Consider the following 26097-nt stretch of genomic DNA (forward strand, 5'->3'; position numbering starts at 1 on the left):
GTCAGCGGTCGAGCAGGGCCTCAACGCGCGCGGCGCAGATGAAATCGTTCAGGGAGAGGCCGCCCACGTCGTGGGTAGACCACAGGAGATGGCAGTGGCCGTACCCGGCCTCGATGTCCGGATGATGGTCTTCCTGATTGGCCATGAACCCCACGGCGTTGATGAAGCCGAGCGTGTGGTGGAAATCCTTGAACGGGAAATCCTTCACGATCGCCTTGCCGTCGGCGCTTACAACCCAGCCCGGCAGGTCCTTCAGGTAGCCATCGATGGCGGTGCGGTCGAGCGCGTGCTCGGCGCCTTTGCGCGGCTGGCAGTGCTGGGTGGCGAGGGGCGAGAGCGACATGGCGGCGTGTCCATCCGGAGAAAGGAGCGAAGGGTCGATGGTCGCGGTTGAATTGTCAAAAGGGCGCGCCCAGATCGAAACCGTACTAAAATGGTCTTGTTTCCCGGCGATCTCCGCGCCGGGCATGTCTTTCCGGAGTCACCATGATCGATATCACGGAACGCGCCCAGGCGCATTTCCAGCGGCTGATCGCCCAGCAGGGCGAGGATGGCCTTGGCGTGCGCCTGCGCGTCGTCTCGGCCGGCACCCCTTCGGCGCAGTGCGAGCTCGAGTTCTGCTCCACCACCGAGCTCACGGGTGATGAGTGGACCATCGAGTGCCAGGGTTTCAACCTCTACGTCGATAGCGAGAGCATGCCGTGGCTCGACCCGGCCAGCATCGATTACGAGATGACCCCTACGGGTAGCCAGCTGAACATCCGTGCGCCACGGATCAAGGGTGAGGCACCGGGTGAGGGCGCGGGCGTGGTCGAGCGCGTGAAGTATGTGCTGGAGACCGAAATCGCCCCCGGCATCGCCTCGCATGGCGGTCGCATCTCGCTGGTGGAAGTTACGGCGGAAGGCGTGGTGGTGCTTCGCTTCGGCGGTGGCTGCCATGGTTGCGGCATGGTCGATGTCACGCTGAAGAATGGCGTGGAGAAGACCCTGCGCGAACGCATCCCCGAAGTCACCGAAGTGCGCGACGTCACCGACCACGCGACGGGCGACAAGCCCTACTTCGAACGCAAAGCCGGCTAACGCCGCCCGGTAGGGGCCCACCCTGTGGGCGACATCTTTCGTAGTAGCGCGGTAGGAGCCCACCCTGTGGGCGACATCTTTCGTAGTAGCGCGGTAGGAGCCCACCCTGTGGGCGACATCTTTCGAAGCGACGCAGCAGGCCCTGCAGCTTTTCCGCGAACGGCGTCGCCCACAGGGTGGGCTCCTACGCGCGAACGGCGTCGCCCACAGGGTGGGCTCCTACGCGGAAGCTGCGAAAAAGCCCGCGGAAGCGGGCTTTTTCGTTACGGGTAACAGGGTGGATTAGTCGCCCTGTACGTGGCCCTCGAGGCCGCTGAGCTTGGTCGGCATCGTGTGGAAATACGCCGAGATGTCGTCGATATCCTGATCGGATAGCGTGGCCGCGAAGCCCTTCATGACGAGGTTGTCGCGCTTGCCGCTCTTGTACTCGTGGAGGGCTTGCTCGAGGTAGTCGGCGTACTGGCCGGCCAGGCGCGGGTACTGCGGATCGACCGAATTGCCATCCTTGCCGTGGCAGGCCACGCAGGTAGCGATCTTCTTGCTACCCGAGGCCGGGTCGCCGGCGGCAAAGGTGGTGGTGGCAGACAGCGCCAGGGCGGCGCCGATGAGAGTCAGGGTGAACCCACGGATCATCATGCGTCCTCGGCAGCTTACTGGGCGAGACTGGAAAGGTAGGCGGCGATGTCGGCGATGTCTTTATCCGACAGGCTGGCGGCCTGGGCGCCCATGGTGGGGTGCGTGCGGCCGGTACCGGGCGCCTTGAAACCCTTCTGGTAGTCCTTCAGCGCGTTGACGATGTACTGCTCGTTCTGGCCGGCGATGTGCGGCACGTGGTACGACGGGTAGACGTTGGAATAACCGGGTACGCCGTGACAACCCTGGCAGGTGTACACGAGCTGGCGTCCCCTGGTTTTGTCCCCTTCAGCGTGCGCCGTGGTGGCACACATGGCTACAGCGATCAGACCGTACAGATACAGACGCTTCATCAATGGTTCCCTGGGTACCGGGCGGGGCCGGGGGTGAAAGTAGCCATTGGAGTATAGAGGCGCCTTCCGGCGGGCGACAACCGGCGGTGCAGCAAGAGCCCTTGGCCCGGCGAATCGCGCGAAAGCGCGTTTGCGGGCTACCACTGTGCCCCGTGACCCCGATCACGTAAGCGTTCGATCGGAGTTACAGCAGCGTCCGGATGATATGGATCCCGGCGATGTACTCACCGGCGATCGTCCCAATGCACACGAGGAAGAAGTTCAGCAGTGTCCGCGCCACGCGGTTCTTCCACCAACCGGTCCAGTGCGTGATGTCATCGCGCAGCTGCTCGAAATCGACCACGCGCGGCTTGCGGATCCATGCTTCGACCATGGCGCTGACGGCGCCAGACGGGATGCCGGGGCGGAACGGCTTGATCGGGCCGGCGACAAACGCAGCGATGATGCTGAGTGGGTGGCCACCTGCAATCAGTGCGCCCAGTGCCGAGAGGCCGCCGGTCAGCAGCACCCAGTTCAACAGCGCTTCCTTGCCCAGGCTGGGGTTGCGGTAGAACGCGTAGCCGATGACGGCAAAGATCGCCAGCACGATGCCAACGGCCAGGTACTTCGGCCATTTCGCCGCCGGCGGCGTGACGGCGAGCTCATCGGCGATGGCCGACGGCACGCCGTGCTGGTGGCCCAGTTCGTGGCTCATGCCCTTGAGGTGGCCTGCGCCGATCACCACCAGTACCTTGCGGCTGGGTGCGGCGTCATCCATCCGGTCGCCGTATTCGCGCAGCTTTGCTGCCATGAACTCATCGCGCTCGGCGATCAGGGCGCGGTACAGCGGTGCCGAATCCTTCGCGAACTCGCTGAAGGAGGCCTCGAGCAGGTCGGATTGCTTGAGCTTCTCGATATCGGCTTCGGCGATGTCTTCGCGCTCGAATACGCTGCCCAGCATGCCGGCCAGCAGGCCGAAGCGCTGGAAGAAGCCTACGCTACGCCATGCTCGCTTGAGCGTGGTGCCGACCTCGCGATCGACGAGCCACACCGGCAGGCCGCGCGCATCCGCGCCATCCATCGCCGCCTTCATTTCCGCGCCGGGCTCGATGCCGTACTGCGCGGCCAGGCGCTTCTGGAACGAACCGAGCACCAGGCTCGCCGCGACCATGCCGGCCTTGCCCTGGCGGATGACCTGGAACAGATCCATCTGCTTGAAGGCCTCCGGATCGCGGATGCCGTGCGCACGGCTGGCGCACAGCTCCACGGCGACGGCATCGAAGTGCTCGGTTTCAAGCAGTGCGTTGACCGCCTCGACGCTCGCGCGCGACACATGCGCCGTGCCCAGGATGACGTAATCGACCCCATCGCGGCGCATGCGCTCGATAGGCTGGCCTTCCAGGGCCGCGGGGATGGGGGCGTCGTGCTCGGCGGACTGCATGCGCGTCGGGTGTCCTTAAGGGTTAATCGCGGTAACGCTTGGTGAGGTCGGCGTACGCATCAATGCGGCGATCACGCAGGAACGGCCAGATGCGGCGCACGTGCTCGCTGCGCTCCATGTCGACATCGACGATGAGCAGTTCGCGACCCTCGGTGCCGGCCTGGGCCAGGAACTCACCCTGCGGACCTGCGACGAAGCTGGAGCCCCAGAACTGGATGCCGCTGCCCACGCCGGAAGGGTCCGCCTCGTAACCCGTGCGGTTGCACGAGAGCAGCGGCAGCCCGTTGGCGACGGCGTGACCACGCTGCACGGTAATCCATGCCTCGCGCTGGCGCGCCTTCTCGGCGTCGTCGTCATTGGGGTCCCAGCCAATCGCAGTGGGATAGAAGAGGATGTCAGCGCCGGCCAGCGCCATCAGGCGCGCGGCTTCCGGGTACCACTGGTCCCAGCACACGAGCACGCCGAGCTTGCCCACGGAGGTCTGGATCGGCTCGAAGCCGATGTCGCCCGGCGTGAAGTAGAACTTCTCGTAGAACGCCGGATCATCGGGGATGTGCATCTTGCGGTACTTGCCCGCGATGACGGCCGAGCGATCAAAGACCACGGCGGTGTTGTGGTACAGGCCGGTGGCGCGCTTCTCGAAGATGGAAGCGATGACGACGAGCTTCAGCTCCTCGGCCAGCTTGCCGATGCGTTCGGTGCCCGGGCCGGGGATGGTCTCGGCGCGGTCGAACTCGCCCACGCTCTCGTGCTGGCAGAAGTACGGGCCGTTGTGCAGTTCCTGCAGCAGTACCAGTTCAACACCGGCTTTCGCGGCTTCGCGCAGGCCGGCCTCGATCGCGTCGAGGTTGGCATCGCGGCTACCGCGGTCGGTTTCCTGGAGGAGGGCGACCTTGAGGGTCTTGCGGGTCATGGTTGTCTTTCCTCGGAATGCTTACTTGGCGATATCGGCGGGCAGCTGCATGGTGATGCAATGCAGGCTGCCGTTCTGCCAGATGAGCGGGCGGCACGGCACCTGCACCACTTCGCGGCCCGGATGGGCCAGCCCGATGATCCGGGCCGCTTCCGCATCGACGCGGTCGCCATACGCCGGCACCAGCACTGCGCCATTCACGATCAGGTAGTTCGCGTAGGACGCTGCCAGGCGGCGGCCTTCGTCGATGATCGGCTGGGCCCAGGGCAGGGGGTGCAGCACGTACGGCTTGCCTTCCGGCGAGCGCAGTTCGGCAAGTTCCGAGGCCATCTGGCCCAGTTCTTCGAAATGCGGATCGCTGGCGTCGTCGCAGGCCTGGAAGACGATGCCGCCATCCGGGCTGAAGCGCGCGAGCGTATCGATATGGGCGTCGGTGTCGTCGCCTTCAAGGTAGCCATGCTCCAGCCACAGCACGCGATCGGCGTGCAGGGTGGTCGCCAGCGTGTCGGTCATCGATTCGCGGGAAAGGTCTGGGTGGCGCTGCACCAGGCACTTCCACGTGGTGAGGATCGTGCCCTTGCCATCGCTCTCGATGCCGCCGCCTTCCAGCGCCCAGTCGATGCGCTTGTGCGGCAGGCCGCTGAGCACGCCGCGCTGGAGCAGGCCGGCGATGATCGCGTCATCCTGCTCGGCACCGAACTTGCCGCCCCAGCCGGTGAAGCGGTAATCGTTGAGCAGCACGCCGTTCGGGCCGGTCAGGGTGATCGGACCGGAGTCGCGCAGCCAGGTGTCGTCGTAGGGCAGTTCGATGAAGTGCACGCGCGCCATATCGGCGCCGGCCTCTTCGATGGCCAGGCGTGCGCGTTCGCGCAGTTCGGCATCGGCCACGATGATGTGCAGCGGCTCGAAGCGGGTGACGGCGGCCGCCAGGGCCACGTAGGTGGTTTCCACCCCCGCCAGGCGCTCGGCCCAGTCGGTACCGTCGTGCGGCCAGGCGATAAGGACGCCGGCCTGCGGCTCCCACTCGGCGGGGAGGCGGTAAGAAGCGGAGTTGGTCATGGCGGGTGGGGTCATGAAGGGAAGCCCGCTATTGTAAGGCTTCCCGATGACCGTTGCCCGACCGTGTTATTTCGGGCTTTGCGGGTTGGTGTTGTTGCCCGCCGGGGTGTTCAGCACCGTGTGGATCACGTGGCTCTTCTCGAAATAGACGATATAGCCCGGATACATCCAGCGGTTGATCACCGGCTGCTTGCTGCTGCCGCCGCCACGGGAATCGAGCTTCGAGGTCGGCGCGCCAAAACGGCGCTCCACGTCGGCCATGCTCATGCCCTTGGTGGGCAGGTTCATGCCCTTTTCCTGCTGCACGCGCTGCATCAGGAGGGTATCGCCGGCACGGGCGGAAGGCGCTGCGGCCACGGCCACGAGGGCCAGGGCGATCGCGGTGAAAACAGGCTTGATGGTGTTCATGATGGCTCCGTCGCGCTCCCCATGCGGCGCAGGACAGCGTTTTAACAGATCGCCCGATATCGCGCCATGGGCGGCGCCCGGCCGTCTTCACGGCTGTGGGCTAAGTCGCACTTGGGCGACGCGAGCGGGCAGGGCAGCTATCATGCGCAGTCGCCTTTCGCCTTCTTCGGCCCGCCATGATCTCGTTTCGTAACCTCGCCCTGCGCCGGGGCACCCGTACCTTGCTCGATAAGATGGACCTGACCATCCAGACCGGATGGAGCCTGGCCGTCATCGGCCGCAACGGCTGCGGCAAATCCACCCTGTTCGCCGCCCTCAAGGGCGAGCTGGAGCCGGAGAAGGGCGATCTCGACATGCCGTCGAAGGTGCGCATGGCCTCGGTGGCCCAGGAAACCCCGGCGCTGCCTGATGCTGCGATCGACTACGTGCTCGGCGGCGATGTGGATGTGGCTGCCGCCTTGAAGGCCGAGCAGGACGCCTACGATGCCGGCGATCTCGAGGCCGTGGCCATGGCTCACCTGCGCATCGAAGAGGTCAACGGCTATGACGGCCGCGCCCGTGCGGGCCGCCTCCTGCATGGCCTGGGTTTTTCCCCCGAAACCCACGAACAGGCGGTCGCCTCGTTCTCGGGTGGCTGGCGCGTGCGCCTCAACCTGGCTCGCGCGCTCATGGCGCCGTCGGACCTGCTGCTGCTCGACGAGCCCACCAACCATCTCGACCTCGATGCGGTCCTTTGGCTGGAAGAATGGCTGCGCCGCTACCAGGGCACGCTGCTGATCATTTCGCATGACCGCGAGTTCCTCGATGCGGTTACGACGCACACGATGCACCTGCACGACGGCACGGCGAAGCTCTATACGGGCAATTACTCGCAGTTCGAACGCCAGCGTGCCGAGCACCTCCGCCAGCAGCAGATCGCGCATGTGCGCGAGCAGGCCGAGCGTGCGCACCTGCAGTCCTTCATCGACCGCTTCAAGGCCAAAGCCAGCAAGGCCAAGCAGGCGCAGTCGCGCATGAAGCGCCTGGAAAAGATGAGTGGTACCGAGGCCGTGCGCGCCGAACGGCCCTTCAGCTTCAGCTTCCCCAAGCCGGACCGCCTGCCAACGTCCATGCTGCGCCTCGATCATGTCGATGCGGGCTATGGCGATCGCGTGGTGCTGAAGGACATCGCCTTTGGCCTGGAAGCGGGCGACCGCATCGGCCTGCTCGGTCCGAACGGTGCGGGTAAGTCGACCATGGTGAAGTCGCTGGTCGGCGAACTCGAGCCGATGACCGGCGAGCGCCCGTTCCACAAGGACCTGAAGATCGGTTACTTCGCGCAGCACACCGTGGAAAGCCTGCACGATGGCTGGAGCGCCTTCGACCATCTGCAGGACAAAGCGCCGAATGCCGGCCAGCAGGCGCTGCGCGACTACCTTGGTACCTGGAACTTCCCGGCCGACCGCGTGTTCGAGCACGTCGACGCGTTTTCCGGCGGTGAGCGCGCACGCCTGGCGCTGGCGCTCATCGCGTGGGACAAGCCCAACCTGTTGCTGCTCGACGAACCGACCAACCACCTTGACCTGGACATGCGCGAAGCGCTGGCCGATGCGCTTTCGGACTTCGACGGTGCACTCGTGCTGGTCTCGCATGATCGCCACCTGCTCGGCATGGTGTGCGACGAGTTCTGGCGCGTCGCCGATGGCGATGTCAGCCCGTTCGATGGCGATCTCGACGACTACGCCAAGTGGCTGCGCACGCGCGCCACGACGCGTAAGACCGCCGCCGTCGCCTCCGCGCCGGCCGATGCGCCGGTGAAGGAAAAGGCGAAAGAGAAGCGCAAGCTCACCGCTGAGGAGCGCGAAAAGGAAAAGCCGCTGCGTGCCCGGGTGAAGAAAATCGAATCGCTTGTCGAGGCGATGGACAAGGAACTCACCAGCATCGAAACCAAGCTTGCCGATCCTGCCGTCTACGGTGGCCCCACGGCCGAGCTTGCCCGCCTGGGCCAGCGCCAGGCAGAGTTGCGCGGCGAGAAGGAGTCGCTCGAGTTCGAATGGATGGAACTGCTCGAGAAAATCGAGGACTGAGCATGGCGAATGTGTTGAATGTACTGCTGCCCGGCCGCGATAAGCTCAGCTTCGTGGCAGAGTTCAACCAGTGGCTGGCGCGCGGTACCGCGTTGCCGGCCGCGACGCCCGGTTACATGCATGCGTTGGCGGAATGCTTTCGTTGGCCGGATGGCCCGTTGCCTGCCGCCGCCTTGATCCGGCAAAGCGTGGCTGGCGATGCCGGCGATGCGTTGTGGGTCTGCGCGGATCCCGCGTGGGTACAGCCTGAGCTTAGCGGCGCGCGTCTGCTGGGTTGCGGTAACCTCGCCGTGTGCAGTGCCGATGCCGCCAGCATGGTCGCCGCTCTCGGCGAAACGTTTGCGGAAGAGGGCATGGCGTTGATGGTGGGTGATCCCCAGCATTGGCAGCTCAAGGTGCCCAACTACGTCCAGGTGCCCGTGTTCCCCGAGCCGGAAGAGGCGCTCGGCGCCGATCTGTTCGAGCAGTTACCCAAGGGCGAAGACGGTCGCCGCTGGCGCGCGCTTCTCAACGAGGCGCAGGTCGTACTACACAACCATGCCGCCAACGCCGCGCGCCAGCGCGATGGCTTGCCGCCCATCAACAGCGTCTGGCTGTGGGGCGCGGGAACACTTCCGGCATGGGTCGAGTGCGGCCAATCCCGCATCTACAGCGACGACCTCCTGGTCTGGGCGCTAGGCCACAAAGCCGGTGTGGACGTCGTAGCCCGCGACACCCTCGTAGGAGCGCGCTCACGCGCGACCCCCGCCGTAGCCGGGACGGGCCAGGCCGAACTCCTCGACCTTCAGGACGTCCAGCCCAGCGACTTCGATCGCACATGGTGGCCCTTCCTGGCCGCCCGCCTCGAAGCTGGCACCGAACTCCGCCTCAGCTTCGCTGACGGCCGCCGCACCGTGGTACACAAATCCCACCGCCTGCGCTTCTGGCGCAAGGCCAAGGCATGAAAAGCTGGCGCCAGCGCACCGCCGCATCGGCCCCCAGTGGCTGGCCCGCTTATGTGCATCCCGTGATTCAACGCATCTACGCCGCACGCGGCGTGGCGACGCCTGAAGGTGCGGAGCATCGGCTGGCGCGCTTGCATTCGCCCGCCTTGCTCGGTGGCATGGACCGTGCCGTCACGCTCCTGATCGATGCGATCGACAAGCAGCAACGCATCGTCATCGCCGGCGATTACGACTGCGATGGCGCGACCGGCGCCGCCGTGGCTGAGCGCGGCATGCGCCTGCTTGGTGCGAAGCACGTGTCACACGTGGTGCCCAATCGCTTCGTGCACGGCTACGGTTTGAGCGAAGCGCTGGTGGCGTCGCTCGAGCCCGCGCCGGACCTGATCGTCACGGTCGATAACGGCGTGGCCAGCGTCGCTGGTGTCGCCGCCGCGCAAGCGCGCGGTATCCGCGTCCTCATCACCGATCACCATCTGCCGGGCGATACGCTGCCTGCCGCGGATGCGATGGTTAACCCGAACCTCGATGGGGACGCTTTCCCGAGCAAGGCGCTCGCAGGCGTCGGCGTCATGTTCTACCTGCTGCTCGCCGTGCGTGCGGCCATGCGCGATGCAGGGCGGTTCGCCGAGGGCACCGAGCCCGACCTGACCTCGCTTCTGGATCTGGTCGCACTTGGCACCGTCGCCGACCTCGTTCCGCTCGATTTCAATAACCGTGTGTTTGTCGAGGCCGGCCTGAAGCGCATGCGCGCCGGCAAGGCTTGCGCAGGCATCACGGCGCTGATCGAAGCGTCGAACCGATCGGTCGCCACCGTGACGGCGACCGACCTTGCCTTCGCCATTGGCCCGCGCCTGAATGCGGCGGGGCGTCTTGAAGACATGTCGCTGGGCGTTGCCTGCCTGCTCACCGACGACACTGGCATCGCGCGCCGTTACGCCGAACAGCTCAGCGCCATCAACCAGGAACGCCGCGAAATGCAGGCGGGGATGGTGGAGGAGGCCGAGACGATGGTCGCTCGTGCGGCGCACATCGATGCCGTGGGCGTCGCCTTGTTCGATCCCGGCTGGCATGCCGGCATCGTTGGCCTCGTCGCTTCGAAGTTGAAAGAGAAACTGCACCGGCCTGTGATGGCGTTTGCGCCTGCGGGCGACGATACCGATGAATTGCGTGGCTCGGCGCGCTCCATCCCCGGCTTCCATATTCGCGATGCGCTTGCCGAAATTGACGCGAAGCACCCCGGCCTGATCCTGCGCTTCGGTGGTCACGCGATGGCGGCCGGCCTCAGCATGCCTGCCTCCGGATTTGCGCGTTTTGCCGAAATCTTCGATGCGACCGCGCGCGCCCATCTGGACGACGAGCGGTTGCAGGCAATGATCCACACCGACGGCGAGCTCGACTATCGCGATCACACGCTCGACCTGGCGAAGCAACTGCGTTTCGCGGGCCCCTGGGGTCAGGCGTTTCCGGCACCTGTCTTCGAAAACGTCTTCGAATGCGCGTCATGGAAACCCATGGGCACGAAGCACCTCCGCTTCCAGCTCCGCCACGAACAGGGCGGAGCCCCGCTCGACGCCGTGATGTTCAGCTGCTACGACGGCACTCCGCCGCCACAGCGCTTTCGCGCCGCCTACGAGCTCACGGTGAACGACTGGCAAGGCCGTGAAAGCGTCCGCCTGCTCATCACCCACCTCGAGCCCATGTAGGAGGGTGCAAGCGCGCTTCTGCAGGTAATGCCTGTCGAACATGGCTATGATCCGTTCCACACGGACTCAGGAGAGGGTGCATGGCGGGTAGCACGCAGGAACTGGAACGTTTCGTCCACGCCGCGCTGGATCGGGGGCAATCCCGGCAGGCGATCGAGCAGGCACTGGTCACCGCAGGCTGGACCCCAGAACAGGTACGCCCCGCACTGGTCGCTTACGCCGAGAGCGATTTTCCCATCCCCGTGCCGCGGCCGCGCCCTTATCTCTCCCCGCGCGAGGCTTTCATCTACCTCGTGATCTTCACGACGCTCTACCTGAGCGCGTTTCACCTGGGTGCCTTGCTTTTCAACCTGATCGACCGGGCGTTTCCAGACGCCACGCAACAGGTCGAATACTTCAGGCTGGGCCCTGACCTTCGCTGGTCGCTCGCGTCGGTGATCATCGCGTTCCCGGTCTTTCTTTATCTATCCTGGCGCAATGAGCGAGCCCTGGCGCGGCATCCGGCAAAGCGGCAGTCTGCCGTGCGTCGGTGGCTGACCTATCTCACGCTGTTCGTCGCGGCCGTGGCACTCATCTGTGACCTGACCACGCTTGTCGACCATTTCCTCGGCGGCGAACTAACGATGCGCTTCATGCTGAAAGTGATCGTGGCTGCGATCATTGCCGTCGTCGCTTTCACGTACTACCTGCGTGACCTGCGTCGCGATGAGGTGGATGCGTGACCGGCCGTGGCGCATTGGCCATTGCCGTCTCCGTCGTCATGCTGGCTGCCGTTGCGGCCGGGTTATGGATCAACGGAACGCCGGGGTATCAGCGCATGCGTGCACAGGATGAGCGGCGCGCGGGCCTGCTTATGGGTCTTGCCACGCGCCTCGAGGCGCAAGTGGCCCGCTACGGCAAGTTGCCTGAAAGCCTTGCGGAGATCGCCGTTGAATCGGAACGCCTGGATCCCGTGACGAAGGCGCCGTTTGACTATACCCACAAGGGTACGGACTACCGGCTCTGTGCGGTGTTCGCCACCAGCGGCGACGTTGGGCCTGCGGCCGAACTGCCATTTCGTCAGCACGCAGCAGGGCACGTGTGCTTTGATCGCTCCGCCAATGTGACGGCGGAGCCGGGCGTCGCGAAAGCGTTTTACCTGGGCACGGGCCGTGCCGTGCCTTAAGCCCCGCCGATGTCGATATGCAACGCGAATAGCGTGCATAGCAAGGTCAGTGCGAGTACCGAAATCGCCTGCCATAGCAGGGCGAAGCGCGGACGATCGGCCGACCAGGTGGCGAGTGCGAGAAAGATGCCTGGGCTCACGCTGAGGTAGCGCCCCATGGACATGAGCGTTCCCGTGCACAGCGGTGCCAGCAAGGTCAGGCCCGTGAATACGGCCAGGCCACGCCAGCCGCGCTTCCAGCACGTGACGATACTGATGCCGGCGAGCACCGTCACGGCAAAGTTCAGCACCTTGGGGTTCCATGGCGCCACCAACTGCAAGGGGCGGCTCACGTAGTCGGTAAGTGCGGTCCACGGCATGTGGAAACTGCGCCCCCAGATGACCTGGATATCCTTGAATGCGAGGGGATTCCCCGTGGCGTGCCAAAGATAGGCCATGAAGGCTGCCAGGCCCACGGCTGTGAGGCCAAGCGGAAGTATGTCGCGGAGCGTCCGCTCGCCCCTGTACCAGCGATCGACCAGGAGCGCTGGCGCGAGGAAGACGCCGTTCACTCGCGCCGCGCTGGCAAAGCCACCAATGAGCGGCGATAGCCAGGGACGCCGCGCCTGGTCCGCAAGGAAGGCTGCGGTGACGAGGAGGAAAAACAATGCCTCGCTGTGCGGAAGCATCATGAAATAGGTGGTTGGCCAGCAGAGGGCAAACACCAACGCGCTATCCGCCAGCGAGATATCGGAGGTGAGTGTGTAGGCGAGTGACCACATCAGGCAGAACGCCGCGAAAGCGATCACGTTGGCGACCAGGATGCCTGACCAGAGCCATTCGCCCGTAACGTATGCAGCCGCACGCCAAAGCAATGGATGCAACGGGAAAAACGCCCAGCGCGTCGCAGTCGTCGTATCGAATGGCCGCTCTTCGTAGCCCTCGGACGCGATGCCGTAATAGAAACTGGAGTCGTTCCCGATGGCTACCCGTTCAAAGCCGGTAGCCATCGCGGCGGGGGAGACCCGGATCCGCATGTTATCGCGTGCACCCCAATGATCGGCCAGGCCCTGTTGCATCAGGGGAACGGTTGCGAAGAGCAGGGCGATAAGCAGGCGCGTGACCACGAACGGGATGAAGGCGCGCCTGACGGCGAGGGGGATCCGATCGAAGATGCGTCGCAGGATCTGGCCGCCGGAAGCGGCGGGGAGGACGGCACTGGGATCGGCGGCCACGAAAGATGTTCCGATGGAAGGCGCCGAATTCTACGACATGGGAGGGGGAACTTGCGTTCCACGTATCTGAGACTACCCCGGCGTAACGTCAATCCATGGCGATGGTCCACTGGGTCCAGATGGGGGAAAGGCAATACGCGATCCTGGAGGGGACGACGCGGGCGTTCGCGCGTGTCAGCCCGGAGGGCGATCGCTGGGTGGTCCGCTGGCGTTACGGGCCGCAGGCCGGGCAGGGCATGGCCCTCAAGGGCGTATCCCTCATGCAACGGATGATCATGCGCTGGGCCGAGCATAACGAAGCCTCGCTCAGGCAGCGGATCCCGGCGGCCAGCAAGCCCTACGAGCCACCCAGCGCCCAGGAACGCTACTTCTACGATGCCGTCTGGCCCGGCTACGTCCCGGCATCCCGCCGTCCCCGCCGGATGAACCGCGAGAACCACTGAGTCACGGGGCAATTGACTCCCGTCCCCCAGCCTCCATCTAAGGCGTATCCCCCAATTCATCGGTAACGCCCCCCATGAACGCCGAACGCTTTGTTCAGGCCCTGCAGGATGCCGTGGTCCGCGACAACCTCGCGGTCTACGCGGACCTGTTCAGGATGACGCCCGACCAGGCCGTCGACCCGCACTGGGTGCGGGCGCTGTCGCTATTCCAGAACCTGGATGACGACGGCAAGGCGACGCTTATGGATATCGTCTGCCAGGTCATGGTGGAAACCACGGCCAATCTCCTGGGCATTGCCGATGGCTGCTGCCCGGTAGCCGGCGTGAAGGGCTCCGTTGGGCTTGTGGTTGATGGGCGGTCCATCGGCGGTGACCTGCAGGAATTGTTCCTCGAGCTCAACGAGCTCAACGAAGCGGCTGACGAAGGCATGCGCCGGCTGGCATAGTCGGGGTTCGTTCCATCCCCGCAAGGCTCTCCATGCGCTCCATCGCCCTGAAGGCCGTGGCGATCGCGCTGTTGTCAGCGCTGTTCTTCACGTTCACCTATGTGCTTAACCGCGCCGTCGTCAGTGGCGGTGGGCATTGGCAGTGGGCGGTGATCCTGCGTTACCTGTTCACGCTGCCGCTGTTGGCCGTGGTGCTTCCGTTCCAGGGAGGGTTGGGGCGGCTTCCGTCGGAACTGCGTGCGCATCCACGGGCGTGGCTCGGATGGAGTTCGGTGGGCTTCGTGTTGTTCGGTGTGCCTCTCACCTGGGCGGCGAGCAGTGGCCCCTCGTGGCTCGTCGCGGGTAGCTTCCAGATGACGGTGCTGGCCGGGCCGTTGATGGCGCCTTTCATCTATCGCGATGAGCGTGCCCGCTGGCATGGTGGGGCACTGGCTATAGGTGCGCTGATCGTCGCCGGCGTGATGCTGCTGCAGTTCGGGAATGCGCACGGCTCGCTCGATGCCTCGGCGTGGCTTGCCGTTGGCGCGGTGGTGCTGGCGGCCTTCGCGTACCCCCTGGGTAACCGGAAGATCCTCCTGCATCTCGAGCGTACCGGTACGAAGCTGGGGCCGGTGCAACGGGTGTTCGGTATGACCCTGGCGAGCTGGCCGCTGTGGTTGCTGATCGCTGTAGCCACCTGGGCCACCATTGGGCCGCCCACGCTGCGCGAGGCATTGCTCGCCGGCGGGGTCGCCTTGTCCTCAGGCGTGATCGCCACGGTGCTGTTTTTCCACGCCACGGAGCTCGTTGGCCGTAATCCGACGGCACTGGCCGCCGTGGAGGCTATGCAGGCCGCCGAACTGTTATTTGCTACCGTGATTGGCGTGACCTTCCTGCATGAGTCGTTTCCGGGCGCGTTGTCGGCGCTGGGTGCGGTGGCCATCGTCGTTGGTATCGTGCTGTTCGCATGGGTGAGCGGACGGGAAGGGCACCCCGAGGATCCGGGTGATCGCGGCGCTTGACGCGGCGGCGACAGGCGTTCCGCGTACGCTGGCCGGGTACAACGGAGCTATGCCATGAAAACCGCCGCCTTCCTGCTTCTCCTCGCGTTACCGCTGGCCGGTCACGCCGAGCCCCCACCGGGCACTCACGGCCAGAAGGCGCCTGCCGCCGAGCCTATGAAACAGTTCCAGTGGCGCGACGAAGCGGCGGGCTACACTTTCGTCGGGCCGCCGCGCTGGGCGGGGAAGGTAAAAGCGATTCCCCTGGCCTCCGCCGAGCTGGCGAAATCCGGCGCGACAAGCGGCGTGAAATTCGTGGCTGGTACGACCACCCTGCTGGTGCTGCTGTCGTCCGATGATGAGCGGGCCAAGGCGGTCACGGACGCCGGCAATCGCGAACTCTCCCGTCACGATGGCCACATCGTTGCCGACCACGCCTCGAAGGATTCGGGTGCGCTGGCCCTGACCGACGAGGAACTCGCGCAGGCAGTTCAGTGGGACGGTGTCGCGCCCGGTACCGCGGTGCGCTAAATGCCCGCACCTGCAGGAGCTGGGCGTATTTAGTCGTGTGGCATATCGAACCGGAGGTTTTGCGGTATCGATTCGACTCAATTCAGGGTTTAGCCTAGGCACATTGGCTCACTCCCTGGAGGTCCCTCGTGGACGGCTCGTCCCCCGCTGCGCCGGCGGTTGTTGATCGGCGCATTCGCCACGGCACGCCTGCCTTCCGGCGCACCAACCTCGCCCTTTTTTCGTCCGGCTTCGCGACCTTCGGGCTGCTGTACTGCGTGCAGCCGCTGATGCCCGCGTTCTCGCACGAGTTCGGGGTGGATGCCGCGACCAGCTCGCTTTCACTTTCGCTGACCACGGCGGTAATGGCCGTGGGCATGCTGTTCGCTGGCGCCATCTCGGATGCCTTCGGCCGCAAGCCGATCATGCTGGCGTCGCTGCTCTCGTCGTCGATCCTGGTGTTGTTGACGGCGGTGTCGCCGAGCTGGACGTTACTGCTGGCGGCTCGCGCATTACTGGGTGTCACGCTGGCCGGCCTGCCGGCCGTTGCGATGACTTACCTGAGTGAAGAAGTGCACGGTGAGTCGTTGGGCTTCGCCATGGGTTTGTACATTGGCGGCAATGCCATCGGTGGCATGAGCGGGCGTTTGATCTCGGGCTTCACGGCGGATCACGCATCGTGGCGCGTTGCCGTTGGCGTTATCGGCGCGCTGGGTCTTGTCGCCGCGTTCCTTGTCGCCAAGGGCCTTCCGGCATCGCTGCACTTTGAGAAGCGCCGAGCCCATCCGCGCGCCTTGTTGTCGTCGTTCGGTGAGCTGCTTAAGGATAAGGGTCTACCGTGGCTGTTCGCCGAAGGCTTCCTGCTCATGGGCGCATTCGTCACCATCTACAACTACGTGTCGTACCGACTGCTCGCTCCGCCATTCTCGCTGTCGCAATCGCACGTCGGTGCCATTTTCATGGTGTACCTGATCGGCGTGGGCGCTTCGGCCTGGATGGGTTCGCTCGCCAGCAAGCTGGGGCGGGGCAAGGTCATCTGGACGACTTTCGTCATGATGCTGGCAGGTGTGGCGCTCACTTCAAGCAGTTCGCTGTGGGCCATCGTGATCGGCATCGCGCTCATCACCTTCGGCTTCTTCGGTGGCCATTCCATCGCCAGCGGCTGGGTGGGCATGCGGGCGAAGCGCGCCAAGGCCCATGCCTCGTCAATGTACCTGTTCTCGTATTACATGGGATCTAGCGTCGCCGGCTCGCTGGGCGGTGTCGCCTGGGTACATGCGGGCTGGACGGGCGTGGCGGTGTATGTCGCGGTGCTCGTTGTCGCAGGCCTCGCCATCGCAATCAAGTTGCGAGGCCTGAAGCCGCTCGCCACCTGATTATCCCTGATATGACGAAGCCCCGGGCTCACACCCGGGGCTTTTGGCTAGGGTGGAAGACTCGTCAACGCCTTCGTCCCTGCTGCAATTGCCGCCCCTGAGGGGCCTGACTGCAGACTTGGAGGTCGTGTGTTCTCGACGAGGTGGAATCTAGGGATGCCTTAGCCGCTTGTCAAACATCTGGTTCGTTCTTGGAGCGGTGTACTGTCGATGGATCGTTCGAAGATGGCTCCGCCTCTTAATATGGGGGGACTTCCAAAGACGTGTCCGCTTTCTGCACGACAGACTCTTGATGTAAGACGTCCGTGGTGATGTTGAGAACAGTCGCAAGAGCGCGCTTAACAGCGACGTACGTCGACATGTCAGCGCGTCCTTCCTGAAACACTCGCCTGCCACTCCTCATCGGTGCTTCATATCGATTGAGTCGCCCCCAGCCGACTGTTGAGATCATGTCGCACTTTGCCCAGCGATCGCCTTTGCGATGCCTTGAAGCCGCTGGCAGGCAATCAATGGGTACCTGTACGTGCCACGGCATGATCGGAGCAGGTGCCGTCATGCTGATAGGCACGACATTGACGAGCTTCCCGCGGCCAGGAAGCGGCTTGTTCATGACGATCACCAGGCGATCTTTCGCCATCTCGCCGTCAATCAAGTCGCGCTGATCGGTCGGAAACGCGCAGATCAGGATCTCGCCCGGCTTGGGCTTGTTGCTAATGGGCATGCGAAGCGTCCTTGCTTCAGTACAGATGGGCGCTGAGTATAGCGATGCGGCGCGTCAGCACGCATCACGCGCTGAGCATCAGTTGCATGAACGCTTTAACTAGCGGTGACGTGTCTGTGCGGCGGTGTACGAGGTGTAGCGCGCTGGCGGCATCGGGTGAATCGATGGGGACGTATGCGACGCCTTCGACATGGAGGAGGCGCATGGATTCGGGAAGCACGGCTACGCCGAGGCCGGCAGCGACGAGGCCCACCATCGTGGCGGATTCACCGGCTTCCTGCGCGATACGCGGCGCGAACCCTGCGTTTCGGCACATCTGCTGCACCTGCGCGGCGACGCCTGTGCCAGCGTTCCGGCTGAAGATCACGAACGGTTCGTCGGCGAGCTGCTCCACGCGAACACGCGGACGACGGCCCTTGGCCAAGTGATGATCGGCGCGAAGCACGGCCACCAGTGGATCATCGACCAGCTTGCGCGCGACGAGCGGCGGCGGAAGATCCGTGCCGCGAATCAGGCCCACCTGCTGCGTCCCTTCAAGCAAGCGTTCGATCTGCTGCAGTGTGTTGTGTTCTTTCAACACCAGGCGCACGGCCGGATAAGCTTCGCGAAACGCACGCACCGCGCGCGGGAAGCGCGCGATCAGCGGCGTGCTCTGGGTGAAGCCCACATGCAACTCGCCAATCTCACCGCGTTCAGCCCGCCGGGCCATGTCGCCGGCTTCGTCGACGCGCGCGATGATGTCGCGCGCTGCATCGAGGTAAACGCGGCCCGCGTCGGTGAGTTCAACGCGGCGATTCGTACGGCGCAGCAGGCGTACGCCAAGCTGCGCTTCGAGATCACGGATCTGCTGGCTCAACGGCGGCTGGGAAATACCCAGCCGCTCGGCCGCGCGGCTGAAGTGCAGCTCATCGGCTACGGCGATGAAATAGCGCAGGTGCCGCAGCTCAATCTGCATGGGATATCAGTCGGGGCGTACGCGGATGAGGCCTTCCTGCGCGGTGCTGGCGATGAGCTTGCCATCCCGCGTGTAGATCATGCCGCGGGCCAGGCCGCGGCCACCCTGCGAGGTGGGGCTGTCGAAGGAATACAGCAGCCACTCGTCGATGCGGAAGGGGCGGTGGAACCACAGGGCGTGATCCAGACTGGCCATCTGCATGTTGCGGGTGAGGTACGAGATGCCGTGCGGCAGGGTGGCGGTGCCGATCAGGTGGAAATCCGATGCATAAGCCAGCAGGGCCTGGTGCAGCGAGAGCGTGTCGGCGATCGGTGCGGTCAGGCGGAACCAGATGTGCTGGTACGGCGGACGCTTGGCCGGGCGCAGTTCGTCGCGCGGCCACACGTGGCGGAATTCGAACGGGCCATCCTTGCCGAGCCAGCGCTGGGTTTTCTCCGGCAGGCGGGAGAGCTGCTCGGCCGACATGGCCGGCATCGGCTCCACGTCTTCCGGGGCAGGCACTTCGGGCATCGACATCTGGTGCTCGTAACCCTCTTCGGGCACCTGGAACGAGATGGAACCGTTGAGGATGGGCTGGCCATGCTGGATCGCGACCACGCGGCGTGCCGAGAACGATCCGCCATCGCGGGTGCGCTCCACGCTGTAGACGATCGGTGCATCGATATCGCCGGCGCGCAGGAAATAAGCGTGCAGCGAGTGAGCCACGCGATCGGCAGGCACGGTGCGTGCCGCGGCGGAGAGCGCCTGGCCCAGCACCTGGCCGCCGAAGACGAAGCGTGTGCCGATATCGCGGCTCTGGCCGCGGAACAGGTTGTCTTCGAGGCGTTCGAGTTCGAGCAGTTCGACAAGCTCGGCGACGTGGTTGTCCTGCATGGGTGACCCTTTGGAAACGGTGCGCGATAGCGACGGATTATAGGGAATCAGGCCTTGATCCGGCCGAGCCGGCCGTCGTCGTACGCCCGCGCCCAGGGAAATTGCGGGCCCGGGTCGCGCTTGCGCGGCACTTCGTTCTCCGGGTCGTCGCTGGACGGGACCATCGCCGTATCGAGGTCTTCGTGGCCAGCGATATGGCGGAGGGACGGAAAGCGGGCCACAAGGTCGTCAAGCAGGGCCCGTAGGGCGGTGATCTGCGCCGGCGGGTAGGGTTCGGTCATTTCCTGCTTCGCCGTGTGGAACCAGTCCGGGTAGCGGCCCAGGTTTACCAGCTCAATGCCGATGGAGCGGGGGTTGTAGCCACGGGTGTGGTTGGCCACGCGCATCGGGTCCACATAGCAGAGGATCGTGCCATCGCGGTCGATGTAGTAATGGCCGGAGGCGCCCGTACCGCGGTCTTCGTAGAGCACCCGTTCGCCATACTCGCGGGCCATCGCCAGGTCGGGCAGTTCGGTGCAGTGGATGACCACGAGGTCGACGGTGTCGGCGGCTCGCTCGGGTAGCCGGGATTCATAGGGCAGGGGGGCGTACAGGATGTCGATCATGCCGCTTTGATAACATAGCCAGTCGATCCGCGTACGGAGACCGCCATGCGCGGCCACATCATTCTTTCCCACGGGTCCGATTCCGGTCCCGACGCCACCAAGGTGAGCGCCCTGGCGGCCACGGCCGAGGCTCTCGGCTGGACCACCCACCGCCCGGATTACCGGGAGGACGACCTGAAGGGCCATGCCGGCTCCGTCGATCCGCGGCTGGCGCGACTGGCCGAGGCCATCGCCGCCTCGCCCGTGCCGCCGGTCCTGGTGGGCTCGAGCATGGGCGCCTTCGTCTCTGGCCTGGCCTCGCTGGACGCCCCGGTCGCCGGCCTTTTCCTGCTGGCCCTGCCAGCCGAAATCCCCGGTTACCCGCGCGCTTTCGCCGCCGAACCGGGCGTGCCTTCGTTCCTGGTCCACGGTTATGCCGATGACGTCTGCCCGGTGGAGGGCGCTATCGCGTTCGCCCGGGGCCAGGGCGCCCCGTTGCTCCTGGTCCAGGACGACCACCGCCTTTCCGACACCCTTGGCGACATCGACGCCGAATTCCGCCGCTTCCTGGACAGCCTGGCATGAACTTTTTCGCCACTTGCCCGAAGGGCCTCGAGTACCTGCTGAAGGACGAACTGGTCGCCCTCGGCGCCACCGATGTGAAGGAAGCCCTCGCGGGCGTGGCCTTCAGCGGCGGCATGGAGACGGCTTACCGCGCCTGCCTCTGGTCGCGCATGGCCAGCCGCGTGTTGTTGCCGCTGGCCGAGTTCGATGCCGCGACGCCGGAAGACCTCTACCAGGGCGTGCAGTCGATCAACTGGGCTGAGCACCTGGCCCCGCACGGCACCCTGGCCGTGGACGCCAACACCGCGCAGAGCAAGCTCACCCACAGCCAGTTCATCGCGCTAAAGACCAAGGACGGCATCGTCGACCAGTTCCGCACGGCCAGCGGCGCGCGCCCGGATGTGGAAACCGACGAGCCCGACGTACAGGTGAACGTACGCGTGCGCCGCGACCGCGCCACGCTTTCCATCGACCTTTCCGGCTCGCCGTTGCATCGCCGCGGCTGGCGCGAGCGCCAGGGCGAAGCGCCGCTGAAGGAAAATCTTGCCGCCGCCATGCTGGTCCGCGCGCAGTGGCCGCGCCTGTACGCGGAAGGTGGTGCCCTGGTCGATCCGATGTGCGGCTCGGGCACCCTGCTGATCGAAGGCGCCCTGATGGCCGCCGGCGCGGCCCCGGGCCTGCGTCGTGGCTACTTCGGCTTCCTCGGTTGGCTGAAGCACGATTACGCGATGTGGAAGCAGTTGTGGGAGGAGGCCAAGGCCACCACCGATGAAGGCATGCGCAACCTGCGCCCGGTGTTCTTCGGTAGCGATACCGATGCGCACATGGTGCAGACCGCCAAGCGCAACGCTCAGACCGCCGGCGTGGCGGGTTTCATCACGCTGGACCGCCGCGACGCGATCCACGTGACGCCTCCGCCGGAGACGCCGCTAGGCCTCGTTATCACCAACCCGCCGTACGGTGAGCGCCTTGGCGACCGCGCCGAGCTGCCGCACCTGTACCGTCAGCTGGGCCAGGCGCTGAAGGAGCGCTTCCCGGGCTGGCGCGCCGCCGTGCTGGCCGGCGATGAGGAGCTGGGCCGTGCCCTGCGCCTGTCGCCGGACAAGCGCTATGCGCTTTACAACGGTGCGCTGGAAACGCCGCTGCTCACCTTCAGCCTGCGCGCGGTGGGCGACGCCCCGGCGCGCGAACTCAAGCCGCTCTCCGACGGCGCGCAAATGCTCAAGAACCGCCTTGAGAAGAACGTGCGCCACCTGCGTAAGCGCCTGAGCCGCGAGGGCATCACCTGCTGGCGCGCCTACGACCAGGACCTGCCGGAATACGCGGCCGCCATCGACGTCTACGAAGACTGGCTGCACATCCAGGAATACAAGGCACCACAGGACATCCCCGTGGACGTGGCCCGCACCCGCCTGCGCGAAGTCGTGCGCGTAGCGGCCGAGGTGCTGGACATTTCGCGCGACCGTATCGCGGTGAAAACCCGTGAGAAGGGCAAGGGTGGCTCCAAGTACGGCCAGTTCGACCAGCAGGGCCAGTTCGTCGAGGTGAACGAGGGTGGGCTGAAGTTCCTGATTAACCCGACCGATTACCTGGATACCGGCCTGTTCCTCGACCATCGCCTGGTCCGCGCGAAGATCCGGGAACTTGCCGCCGGCAAGCATTTCCTCAATCTGTTTGCCTATACCGGCACGGCCAGCGTGTATGCCGCCGATGGCAATGCGCGCGACACCACCACGGTCGATCTGTCGGGCACCTACCTCGACTGGGCCTCGAAAAACCTGGCCCTGAACGGCTTCACGGGCAACCGCCACCGCCTGGTGCAGGAAGACGCCCTGAAGTTCCTCGAGACCCGCTCGATGCAGTACGGGCTGATCTACGTCGATCCGCCGACCTTCTCCAACTCGAAGAAGGCCGATGACTTCGACGTGCAGCGCGACCATGTGAAATTGCTGCTGCTGTGCGCCGAGCGCCTGCTGCCGGAAGGGGTGATTGTTTTCTCGAACAATTTCCGCCGTTTCCAGCTTGATAAGGCGGCTCTCGAACCCCATCTTTCCATTGAAGACTGGAGCGCACCGAGCATCCCGTTCGACTTCGCCCGCCGCCACGATATCCATGGCTGCTGGCTGCTCAGGAAGCCGTTCGTGAACCCGTGGAAAACGTGAACGGGCGGTGCAGAAAACTTCAGTATGGATTCAGTGGCCGGGCGCGAATCTGCGCTCACCTGAGGAGGTGACTGTCATGAAAGCCAAGTTCGTTAAGTCCGCTGTTGCCCTTGCTGCCGTGGGCCTTATGGCGTTTGCACCAGCCTCGTTCGCAGGTGGCTGGGGCCGTGGCGGTTACGGATACCATGGCGGCGGCTACTATCACGGTGGTGGTTACTACGGTGGTTATCACCGCGGTGGCTACTACGACCACAGTGGCCGCTGGATCGCCGGCGCCATTGTCGCCGGTACGGTAGGCGCCCTGGTTTACAATGCCACGCAGCCGCGTACGGTCGTGTACGACAATGGCCCGGCGTACTACAGCCGTCCGGCCACGGTGGTCTACGAAGACGCCCCGCCGGTGCGCCGTGTCACGACCACCACGACCACGTACGATGATGGCTATAGCACCACCCGTTACGTGCGCGACGACGGCTATTGATCGCCGTTTAGCCTGAACGAGAAAAGCCCGGCGTATGCCGGGCTTTTTTTTGCACCGCTCCTGTAGGAGCGAGCTTGCTCGCGATGTACCTGCGGCAAGCCCCAATCGCGCGCAAGCGCGCTCCTACAAGAGCCGCTAGTGCACACCGCCGCTAGTGCCCGGGCCCGAGGTCCGGTGCTTCTTGTTGAGCTGCTGGTACGTAGCCTTGTCGATCTTCTCAACCGACTGGATGGCGCACGGCGGATCGTCGCGGCGGATGATCTGTTCGTTGATGCTGCCGCAGATCGCCATGGGCTGGACGGCCTTGATATTCTCCGACGACTTGAAGCGAACGCCTCCGCCGATGTCCATTCGCGGGCAAGCCACGGTGGTGGTGATTTTGTAGAAATTGGGGCCGTTGGCCACGGTCAGCGTGCGGTCGTCGACCACGGTGTAATTCGAGATCCGGTCGGTGCGCATGCAATCGTTCACCGGGAGCTCTTGGCGCGCCTGGGGTGGGGCCCCGGCGGCATGGGCCGCTACTGAGACGAGGAGCAGGCAGGTGGCGGTCAGGTAACGGGCGTTCATGGCGAAACCCTCGGTGGCAGGGAATACCACGTTAAGCCGGTTCACAGGAAAAAACGAGAGGAGATGGGGCCTTGGTCCACCTTCCGTTAAGGCCCTCCACGCAACCACTCACACCCATTGAACGTTTCCTAGGGCATGGTCGTGCGTCACGGCTGACGGATCGTCAGCCGAGCATGGAATCCAGCGCATGACCGCACGTCCGCTCGGCATCGTTCCCCCCACGTCCCCCAGCGTGGCGCTCGCCGAACGTTTCCTCCGCATCCGTCGCCGCACGCTTGAGCTGGCGGCGCGCTTGCAGCCCGAGGACACCGTCATCCAGTCGATGCCCGATGCCAGCCCAACCAAGTGGCACCTGGCGCATACGACGTGGTTCTTCGAGCAGTTCATCCTGGGGCGCGATGACACGTATGTCTCGCCGAACCCTGAGTGGTTCTTCCTGTTCAACAGTTACTACCAGTCCGTTGGGCCGATGCATGCGCGGCCGCGCCGCGGCATGCTCGCGCGTCCGTCGTTAGCCGAGGTGTACGCCTATCGTTCGCGCATCGACGATGCGCTCGCTGAACGTATCGCGCGGGGCGATGACGATGCGTTGCCCATGCTCGTCGAACTCGGCGTGCAGCATGAGCAGCAGCACCAAGAGCTCCTGCTTACCGATATCAAGCACGCGTTCGCCCAAAATCCGCTGGAACCTGCGTATGCGCCGGACGCGCCGCGCGCGCTTTCCGTCGCCGCGCCCGCACTACGTTACGTGCAGTTCGACGAGGGCGTTGTTGATATCGGCTACGCCGGCGATGGTTTTCATTTCGACAATGAAGAACCGCGGCATCGCACTTATCGGCAGGCGGGATCGATCGCTAACCGTCCTGTCACGAACGCGGAGTACCGTGCATTCATCGAGGACGGCGGATACCGCACGCCGACGCTATGGCTTTCCGATGGCTGGGCCACCGTGCAAACCGAACAATGGCAACGCCCGTTGTATTGGGACGAGGCTTGCGACACCGAGTTCACGCTGCAGGGTCGTCACGCCATCGATCCGCATGCACCGGTGTGCCACATCAGCTATTTCGAAGCCGATGCGTTCGCACGGTGGGCCGGTGCACGCCTGCCGACGGAAGCCGAATGGGAAACGATGGCCGCGCCGCTCCCCGTGCGCGGGAACCTTCAGGACAGCGGGGTGTTCCAACCCCGTGCCACCTCGTTCGAGACGGAGCTCGGGCAGATGTACGGCGACTGTTGGGAATGGACAATGAGCCCTTATGTCAGTTATCCGGGGTTTCGTCCGCTCGATGGCGCGCTGGGTGAATACAACGGAAAGTTCATGAATGGGCAGTGGATCCTCCGCGGAGGTTCGTGCGCTACACCCGCTGACCATGTGCGTGCGAGCTATCGCAATTTTTTTCCGCCCCACGCCCGCTGGCAGTTTTCGGGGCTACGACTTGGAAACGATCGATGAGCGCTCAACCGAAAGACATCCGCCTGGATGATCGCCACCCGGATGTCGAAGACACCCTCCACACTGTCCGTCGCGGCCTGGCCGCCAAACCCAAGAAACTGCCTTCCCGTCTTTTCTACGATGAGCGCGGCTCTGCACTGTTCGAAGCCATCTGCGAACAACCCGAGTACTACCTGACCCGCACCGAGATCGCGATCATGCGCGACCATGCGGCCGATATCGCCGAGACGCTCGGCCCCGACGTGCGCCTTGTCGAATACGGCAGCGGGAGTGGCATCAAGACCCGCATGCTACTGGAGCACCTCGAGAGCCCGGTGGCCTACGTGCCCGTGGAAATTTCCCGCACGGCCTTGATGGAAAGCGTCGCCGAGCTGGCTACCCGCTTCCCCCACGTGCCCATGCAGCCGGTGTGCGCGGATTTCACCCAGCCCCTGCGTCTGCCTGTCGCGGCGCGGTCTCCGCGCCGTACGGCTATCTACTTCCCCGGTTCCACGATCGGTAACTTCGAAGCGAAGGAAGCGGTCAAGATCCTGCGCCAGATGCGCGCAGAAATGAGCGATGGCGGTGGCGTCATCATCGGTGTGGACCTGAAGAAGGATCCCGCCGACATCGAGGCCGCCTACAACGATGCGGCCGGTGTCACTCGTGATTTCACCCTCAACATGCTCGTGCGCCTGAATCGTGAGATCGGCACCGACTTCGATGTGGATGCGTTCCGTCACCGCGCCCGCTACAACGCACTGGCCGGCCGCATCGAAACCACCCTGGTGAGCACGAAGCGCCAGGATGTGCATGTAGGCCACGATGTGTTCGCGTTCCGCGAAGACGAAGCCATGCAGGTGGAATACAGCTGCAAGTATTCGCTGGATGATTTCGCGCAACTGGCGAACAAGGCCGGCCTGTCGGTGCAGAAGGTGTGGATGGACGCCGATAAGCGCTTCAGCGTGCAGTACCTGGTGCGTTCAGCGCTAGCTGCATAACCACCGAACCTGTAGGAGCGCGCTTGCGCGCTCCTACAAGA

The 26097-nt window shown here is 64.7% G+C and carries 29 protein-coding genes; 16 read left to right on the forward strand and 13 right to left on the reverse strand.

Going from position 1 to position 26097, the window contains the following annotated elements:
• Position 1: 1 nt before the first annotated feature.
• Positions 2 to 343, reverse strand: coding sequence for a 4a-hydroxytetrahydrobiopterin dehydratase (locus L2Y96_RS07845; RefSeq protein ID WP_247335115.1), 342 nt, complete (start codon positions 341 to 343; stop codon positions 2 to 4).
• A 143-nt stretch (positions 344 to 486) separates the two neighbouring features.
• On the opposite strand from L2Y96_RS07845, the gene L2Y96_RS07850 reads away from it, so the two are divergent.
• A complete protein-coding gene (locus L2Y96_RS07850; RefSeq protein ID WP_247335116.1) occupies positions 487 to 1080 on the forward strand; it encodes an NfuA family Fe-S biogenesis protein in 594 nt (197 codons plus the stop codon).
• Between the two features lie 282 nt (positions 1081 to 1362).
• Here the strand turns inward: L2Y96_RS07850 and L2Y96_RS07855 are convergent, their stop codons facing one another.
• The 6 genes from L2Y96_RS07855 to L2Y96_RS07880 form a co-directional block, all read right to left on the reverse strand.
• Positions 1363 to 1716, reverse strand: coding sequence for a c-type cytochrome (locus tag L2Y96_RS07855; protein ID WP_343218442.1), 354 nt, complete (start codon positions 1714 to 1716; stop codon positions 1363 to 1365).
• A 14-nt stretch (positions 1717 to 1730) separates the two neighbouring features.
• Entirely contained in the window at positions 1731 to 2066 is a 336-nt protein-coding gene (locus L2Y96_RS07860; RefSeq protein WP_247335117.1) for a c-type cytochrome, read from the reverse strand.
• 184 nt (positions 2067 to 2250) lie between these two features.
• A complete protein-coding gene (locus tag L2Y96_RS07865) occupies positions 2251 to 3486 on the reverse strand; it encodes a TraB/GumN family protein (RefSeq protein WP_247335119.1) in 1236 nt (411 codons plus the stop codon).
• Between the two features lie 22 nt (positions 3487 to 3508).
• Positions 3509 to 4399 carry a carbon-nitrogen hydrolase gene (locus L2Y96_RS07870; RefSeq protein WP_247335120.1) on the reverse strand — a complete coding sequence of 297 codons (891 nt, stop codon included), beginning with the start codon at positions 4397 to 4399 and terminating at the stop codon, positions 3509 to 3511.
• A gap of 21 nt (positions 4400 to 4420) precedes the next feature.
• The gene (locus L2Y96_RS07875; protein WP_425492586.1) at positions 4421 to 5473 is read right to left on the reverse strand and encodes an agmatine deiminase family protein; all 1053 of its coding nucleotides are present in this window, start codon (positions 5471 to 5473) and stop codon (positions 4421 to 4423) included.
• 51 nt (positions 5474 to 5524) lie between these two features.
• Positions 5525 to 5866, reverse strand: a complete 342-nt coding sequence (locus L2Y96_RS07880) for a hypothetical protein (RefSeq protein WP_247335122.1) — start codon at positions 5864 to 5866, stop codon at positions 5525 to 5527.
• Between the two features lie 176 nt (positions 5867 to 6042).
• Between L2Y96_RS07880 and L2Y96_RS07885 the strand changes: the two genes are divergently transcribed.
• From L2Y96_RS07885 to L2Y96_RS07905, 5 genes are all read left to right on the forward strand, one after another.
• Positions 6043 to 7932, forward strand: coding sequence for an ABC-F family ATP-binding cassette domain-containing protein (locus tag L2Y96_RS07885; protein ID WP_247335125.1), 1890 nt, complete (start codon positions 6043 to 6045; stop codon positions 7930 to 7932).
• Between the two features lie 2 nt (positions 7933 to 7934).
• A complete protein-coding gene (locus L2Y96_RS07890) occupies positions 7935 to 8876 on the forward strand; it encodes a phosphoglycerate mutase (protein WP_247335127.1) in 942 nt (313 codons plus the stop codon).
• Positions 8873 to 10579 (forward strand): single-stranded-DNA-specific exonuclease RecJ, encoded by a 1707-nt coding sequence (recJ, locus tag L2Y96_RS07895; protein WP_247335131.1) that lies wholly within the window; start codon positions 8873 to 8875, stop codon positions 10577 to 10579. Before L2Y96_RS07890 ends, recJ begins: the two co-directional genes overlap by 4 nt.
• Positions 10580 to 10659: 80 nt before the next feature.
• On the forward strand, positions 10660 to 11301 hold the full coding sequence (locus L2Y96_RS07900) for a DUF5671 domain-containing protein (protein WP_247335137.1): 642 nt from the start codon (positions 10660 to 10662) through the stop codon (positions 11299 to 11301).
• On the forward strand, positions 11298 to 11744 hold the full coding sequence (locus L2Y96_RS07905) for a hypothetical protein (protein WP_247335140.1): 447 nt from the start codon (positions 11298 to 11300) through the stop codon (positions 11742 to 11744). Before L2Y96_RS07900 ends, L2Y96_RS07905 begins: the two co-directional genes overlap by 4 nt.
• On the opposite strand, the gene L2Y96_RS07910 is transcribed toward L2Y96_RS07905, so the two are convergent.
• On the reverse strand, positions 11741 to 12958 hold the full coding sequence (locus L2Y96_RS07910) for a hypothetical protein (RefSeq protein WP_247335143.1): 1218 nt from the start codon (positions 12956 to 12958) through the stop codon (positions 11741 to 11743). The genes L2Y96_RS07905 and L2Y96_RS07910 overlap by 4 nt on opposite strands.
• Before the next feature lie 101 nt (positions 12959 to 13059).
• On the opposite strand from L2Y96_RS07910, the gene L2Y96_RS07915 reads away from it, so the two are divergent.
• The 5 genes from L2Y96_RS07915 (at position 13060) to L2Y96_RS07935 (ending at position 16713) form a co-directional block, all read left to right on the forward strand.
• Complete coding sequence (locus tag L2Y96_RS07915) at positions 13060 to 13401, forward strand: hypothetical protein (RefSeq protein WP_247335146.1); 342 nt, start codon at positions 13060 to 13062, stop codon at positions 13399 to 13401.
• Positions 13402 to 13475: 74 nt separating this feature from the next.
• A complete protein-coding gene (locus tag L2Y96_RS07920; RefSeq protein ID WP_247335149.1) occupies positions 13476 to 13847 on the forward strand; it encodes a hypothetical protein in 372 nt (123 codons plus the stop codon).
• Between the two features lie 32 nt (positions 13848 to 13879).
• The gene (locus L2Y96_RS07925) at positions 13880 to 14848 is read left to right on the forward strand and encodes a multidrug resistance efflux transporter family protein (protein ID WP_247335151.1); all 969 of its coding nucleotides are present in this window, start codon (positions 13880 to 13882) and stop codon (positions 14846 to 14848) included.
• Positions 14849 to 14902: 54 nt separating this feature from the next.
• The gene (locus L2Y96_RS07930) at positions 14903 to 15358 is read left to right on the forward strand and encodes a hypothetical protein (protein WP_247335154.1); all 456 of its coding nucleotides are present in this window, start codon (positions 14903 to 14905) and stop codon (positions 15356 to 15358) included.
• A gap of 128 nt (positions 15359 to 15486) precedes the next feature.
• Positions 15487 to 16713: an MFS transporter gene (locus tag L2Y96_RS07935; protein WP_247335163.1), complete on the forward strand. Its 1227-nt coding sequence runs from the start codon at positions 15487 to 15489 to the stop codon at positions 16711 to 16713.
• 238 nt (positions 16714 to 16951) lie between these two features.
• On the opposite strand, the gene L2Y96_RS07940 is transcribed toward L2Y96_RS07935, so the two are convergent.
• The 4 genes from L2Y96_RS07940 to L2Y96_RS07955 all read right to left on the reverse strand — a co-directional run bounded on the left by L2Y96_RS07940 (position 16952) and on the right by L2Y96_RS07955 (position 19867).
• Positions 16952 to 17434 carry a type II toxin-antitoxin system PemK/MazF family toxin gene (locus L2Y96_RS07940; protein ID WP_247335167.1) on the reverse strand — a complete coding sequence of 161 codons (483 nt, stop codon included), beginning with the start codon at positions 17432 to 17434 and terminating at the stop codon, positions 16952 to 16954.
• Between the two features lie 64 nt (positions 17435 to 17498).
• Complete coding sequence (locus tag L2Y96_RS07945) at positions 17499 to 18389, reverse strand: LysR family transcriptional regulator (RefSeq protein ID WP_247335169.1); 891 nt, start codon at positions 18387 to 18389, stop codon at positions 17499 to 17501.
• A 6-nt stretch (positions 18390 to 18395) separates the two neighbouring features.
• Positions 18396 to 19262 (reverse strand): acyl-CoA thioesterase II, encoded by an 867-nt coding sequence (tesB, locus tag L2Y96_RS07950; RefSeq protein ID WP_247335171.1) that lies wholly within the window; start codon positions 19260 to 19262, stop codon positions 18396 to 18398.
• A 47-nt stretch (positions 19263 to 19309) separates the two neighbouring features.
• Positions 19310 to 19867: an N-acetylmuramoyl-L-alanine amidase gene (locus L2Y96_RS07955; protein ID WP_247335174.1), complete on the reverse strand. Its 558-nt coding sequence runs from the start codon at positions 19865 to 19867 to the stop codon at positions 19310 to 19312.
• Positions 19868 to 19912: 45 nt separating this feature from the next.
• Between L2Y96_RS07955 and L2Y96_RS07960 the strand changes: the two genes are divergently transcribed.
• From L2Y96_RS07960 to L2Y96_RS07970, 3 genes are all read left to right on the forward strand, one after another.
• Positions 19913 to 20431, forward strand: a complete 519-nt coding sequence (locus L2Y96_RS07960; RefSeq protein ID WP_247335176.1) for an alpha/beta hydrolase — start codon at positions 19913 to 19915, stop codon at positions 20429 to 20431.
• Entirely contained in the window at positions 20428 to 22572 is a 2145-nt protein-coding gene (gene rlmKL, locus L2Y96_RS07965) for a bifunctional 23S rRNA (guanine(2069)-N(7))-methyltransferase RlmK/23S rRNA (guanine(2445)-N(2))-methyltransferase RlmL (protein WP_247335178.1), read from the forward strand. Before L2Y96_RS07960 ends, rlmKL begins: the two co-directional genes overlap by 4 nt.
• Positions 22573 to 22648: 76 nt before the next feature.
• Positions 22649 to 23053 carry a hypothetical protein gene (locus tag L2Y96_RS07970; protein ID WP_247335181.1) on the forward strand — a complete coding sequence of 135 codons (405 nt, stop codon included), beginning with the start codon at positions 22649 to 22651 and terminating at the stop codon, positions 23051 to 23053.
• A 135-nt stretch (positions 23054 to 23188) separates the two neighbouring features.
• On the opposite strand, the gene L2Y96_RS07975 is transcribed toward L2Y96_RS07970, so the two are convergent.
• Complete coding sequence (locus L2Y96_RS07975) at positions 23189 to 23620, reverse strand: DUF6491 family protein (RefSeq protein WP_247335183.1); 432 nt, start codon at positions 23618 to 23620, stop codon at positions 23189 to 23191.
• Positions 23621 to 23807: 187 nt separating this feature from the next.
• Here L2Y96_RS07975 and egtB point away from each other — a divergent pair, with 187 nt between their 5' ends.
• Positions 23808 to 25076, forward strand: coding sequence for an ergothioneine biosynthesis protein EgtB (gene egtB, locus L2Y96_RS07980; RefSeq protein WP_247335186.1), 1269 nt, complete (start codon positions 23808 to 23810; stop codon positions 25074 to 25076).
• Positions 25073 to 26056, forward strand: coding sequence for an L-histidine N(alpha)-methyltransferase (egtD, locus tag L2Y96_RS07985; RefSeq protein WP_247335203.1), 984 nt, complete (start codon positions 25073 to 25075; stop codon positions 26054 to 26056). Before egtB ends, egtD begins: the two co-directional genes overlap by 4 nt.
• Positions 26057 to 26097 lie beyond the last annotated feature (41 nt).

This window comes from Luteibacter aegosomaticola, from assembly GCF_023078475.1.
Classification (GTDB): Bacteria; Pseudomonadota; Gammaproteobacteria; order Xanthomonadales; family Rhodanobacteraceae; genus Luteibacter; species Luteibacter aegosomaticola.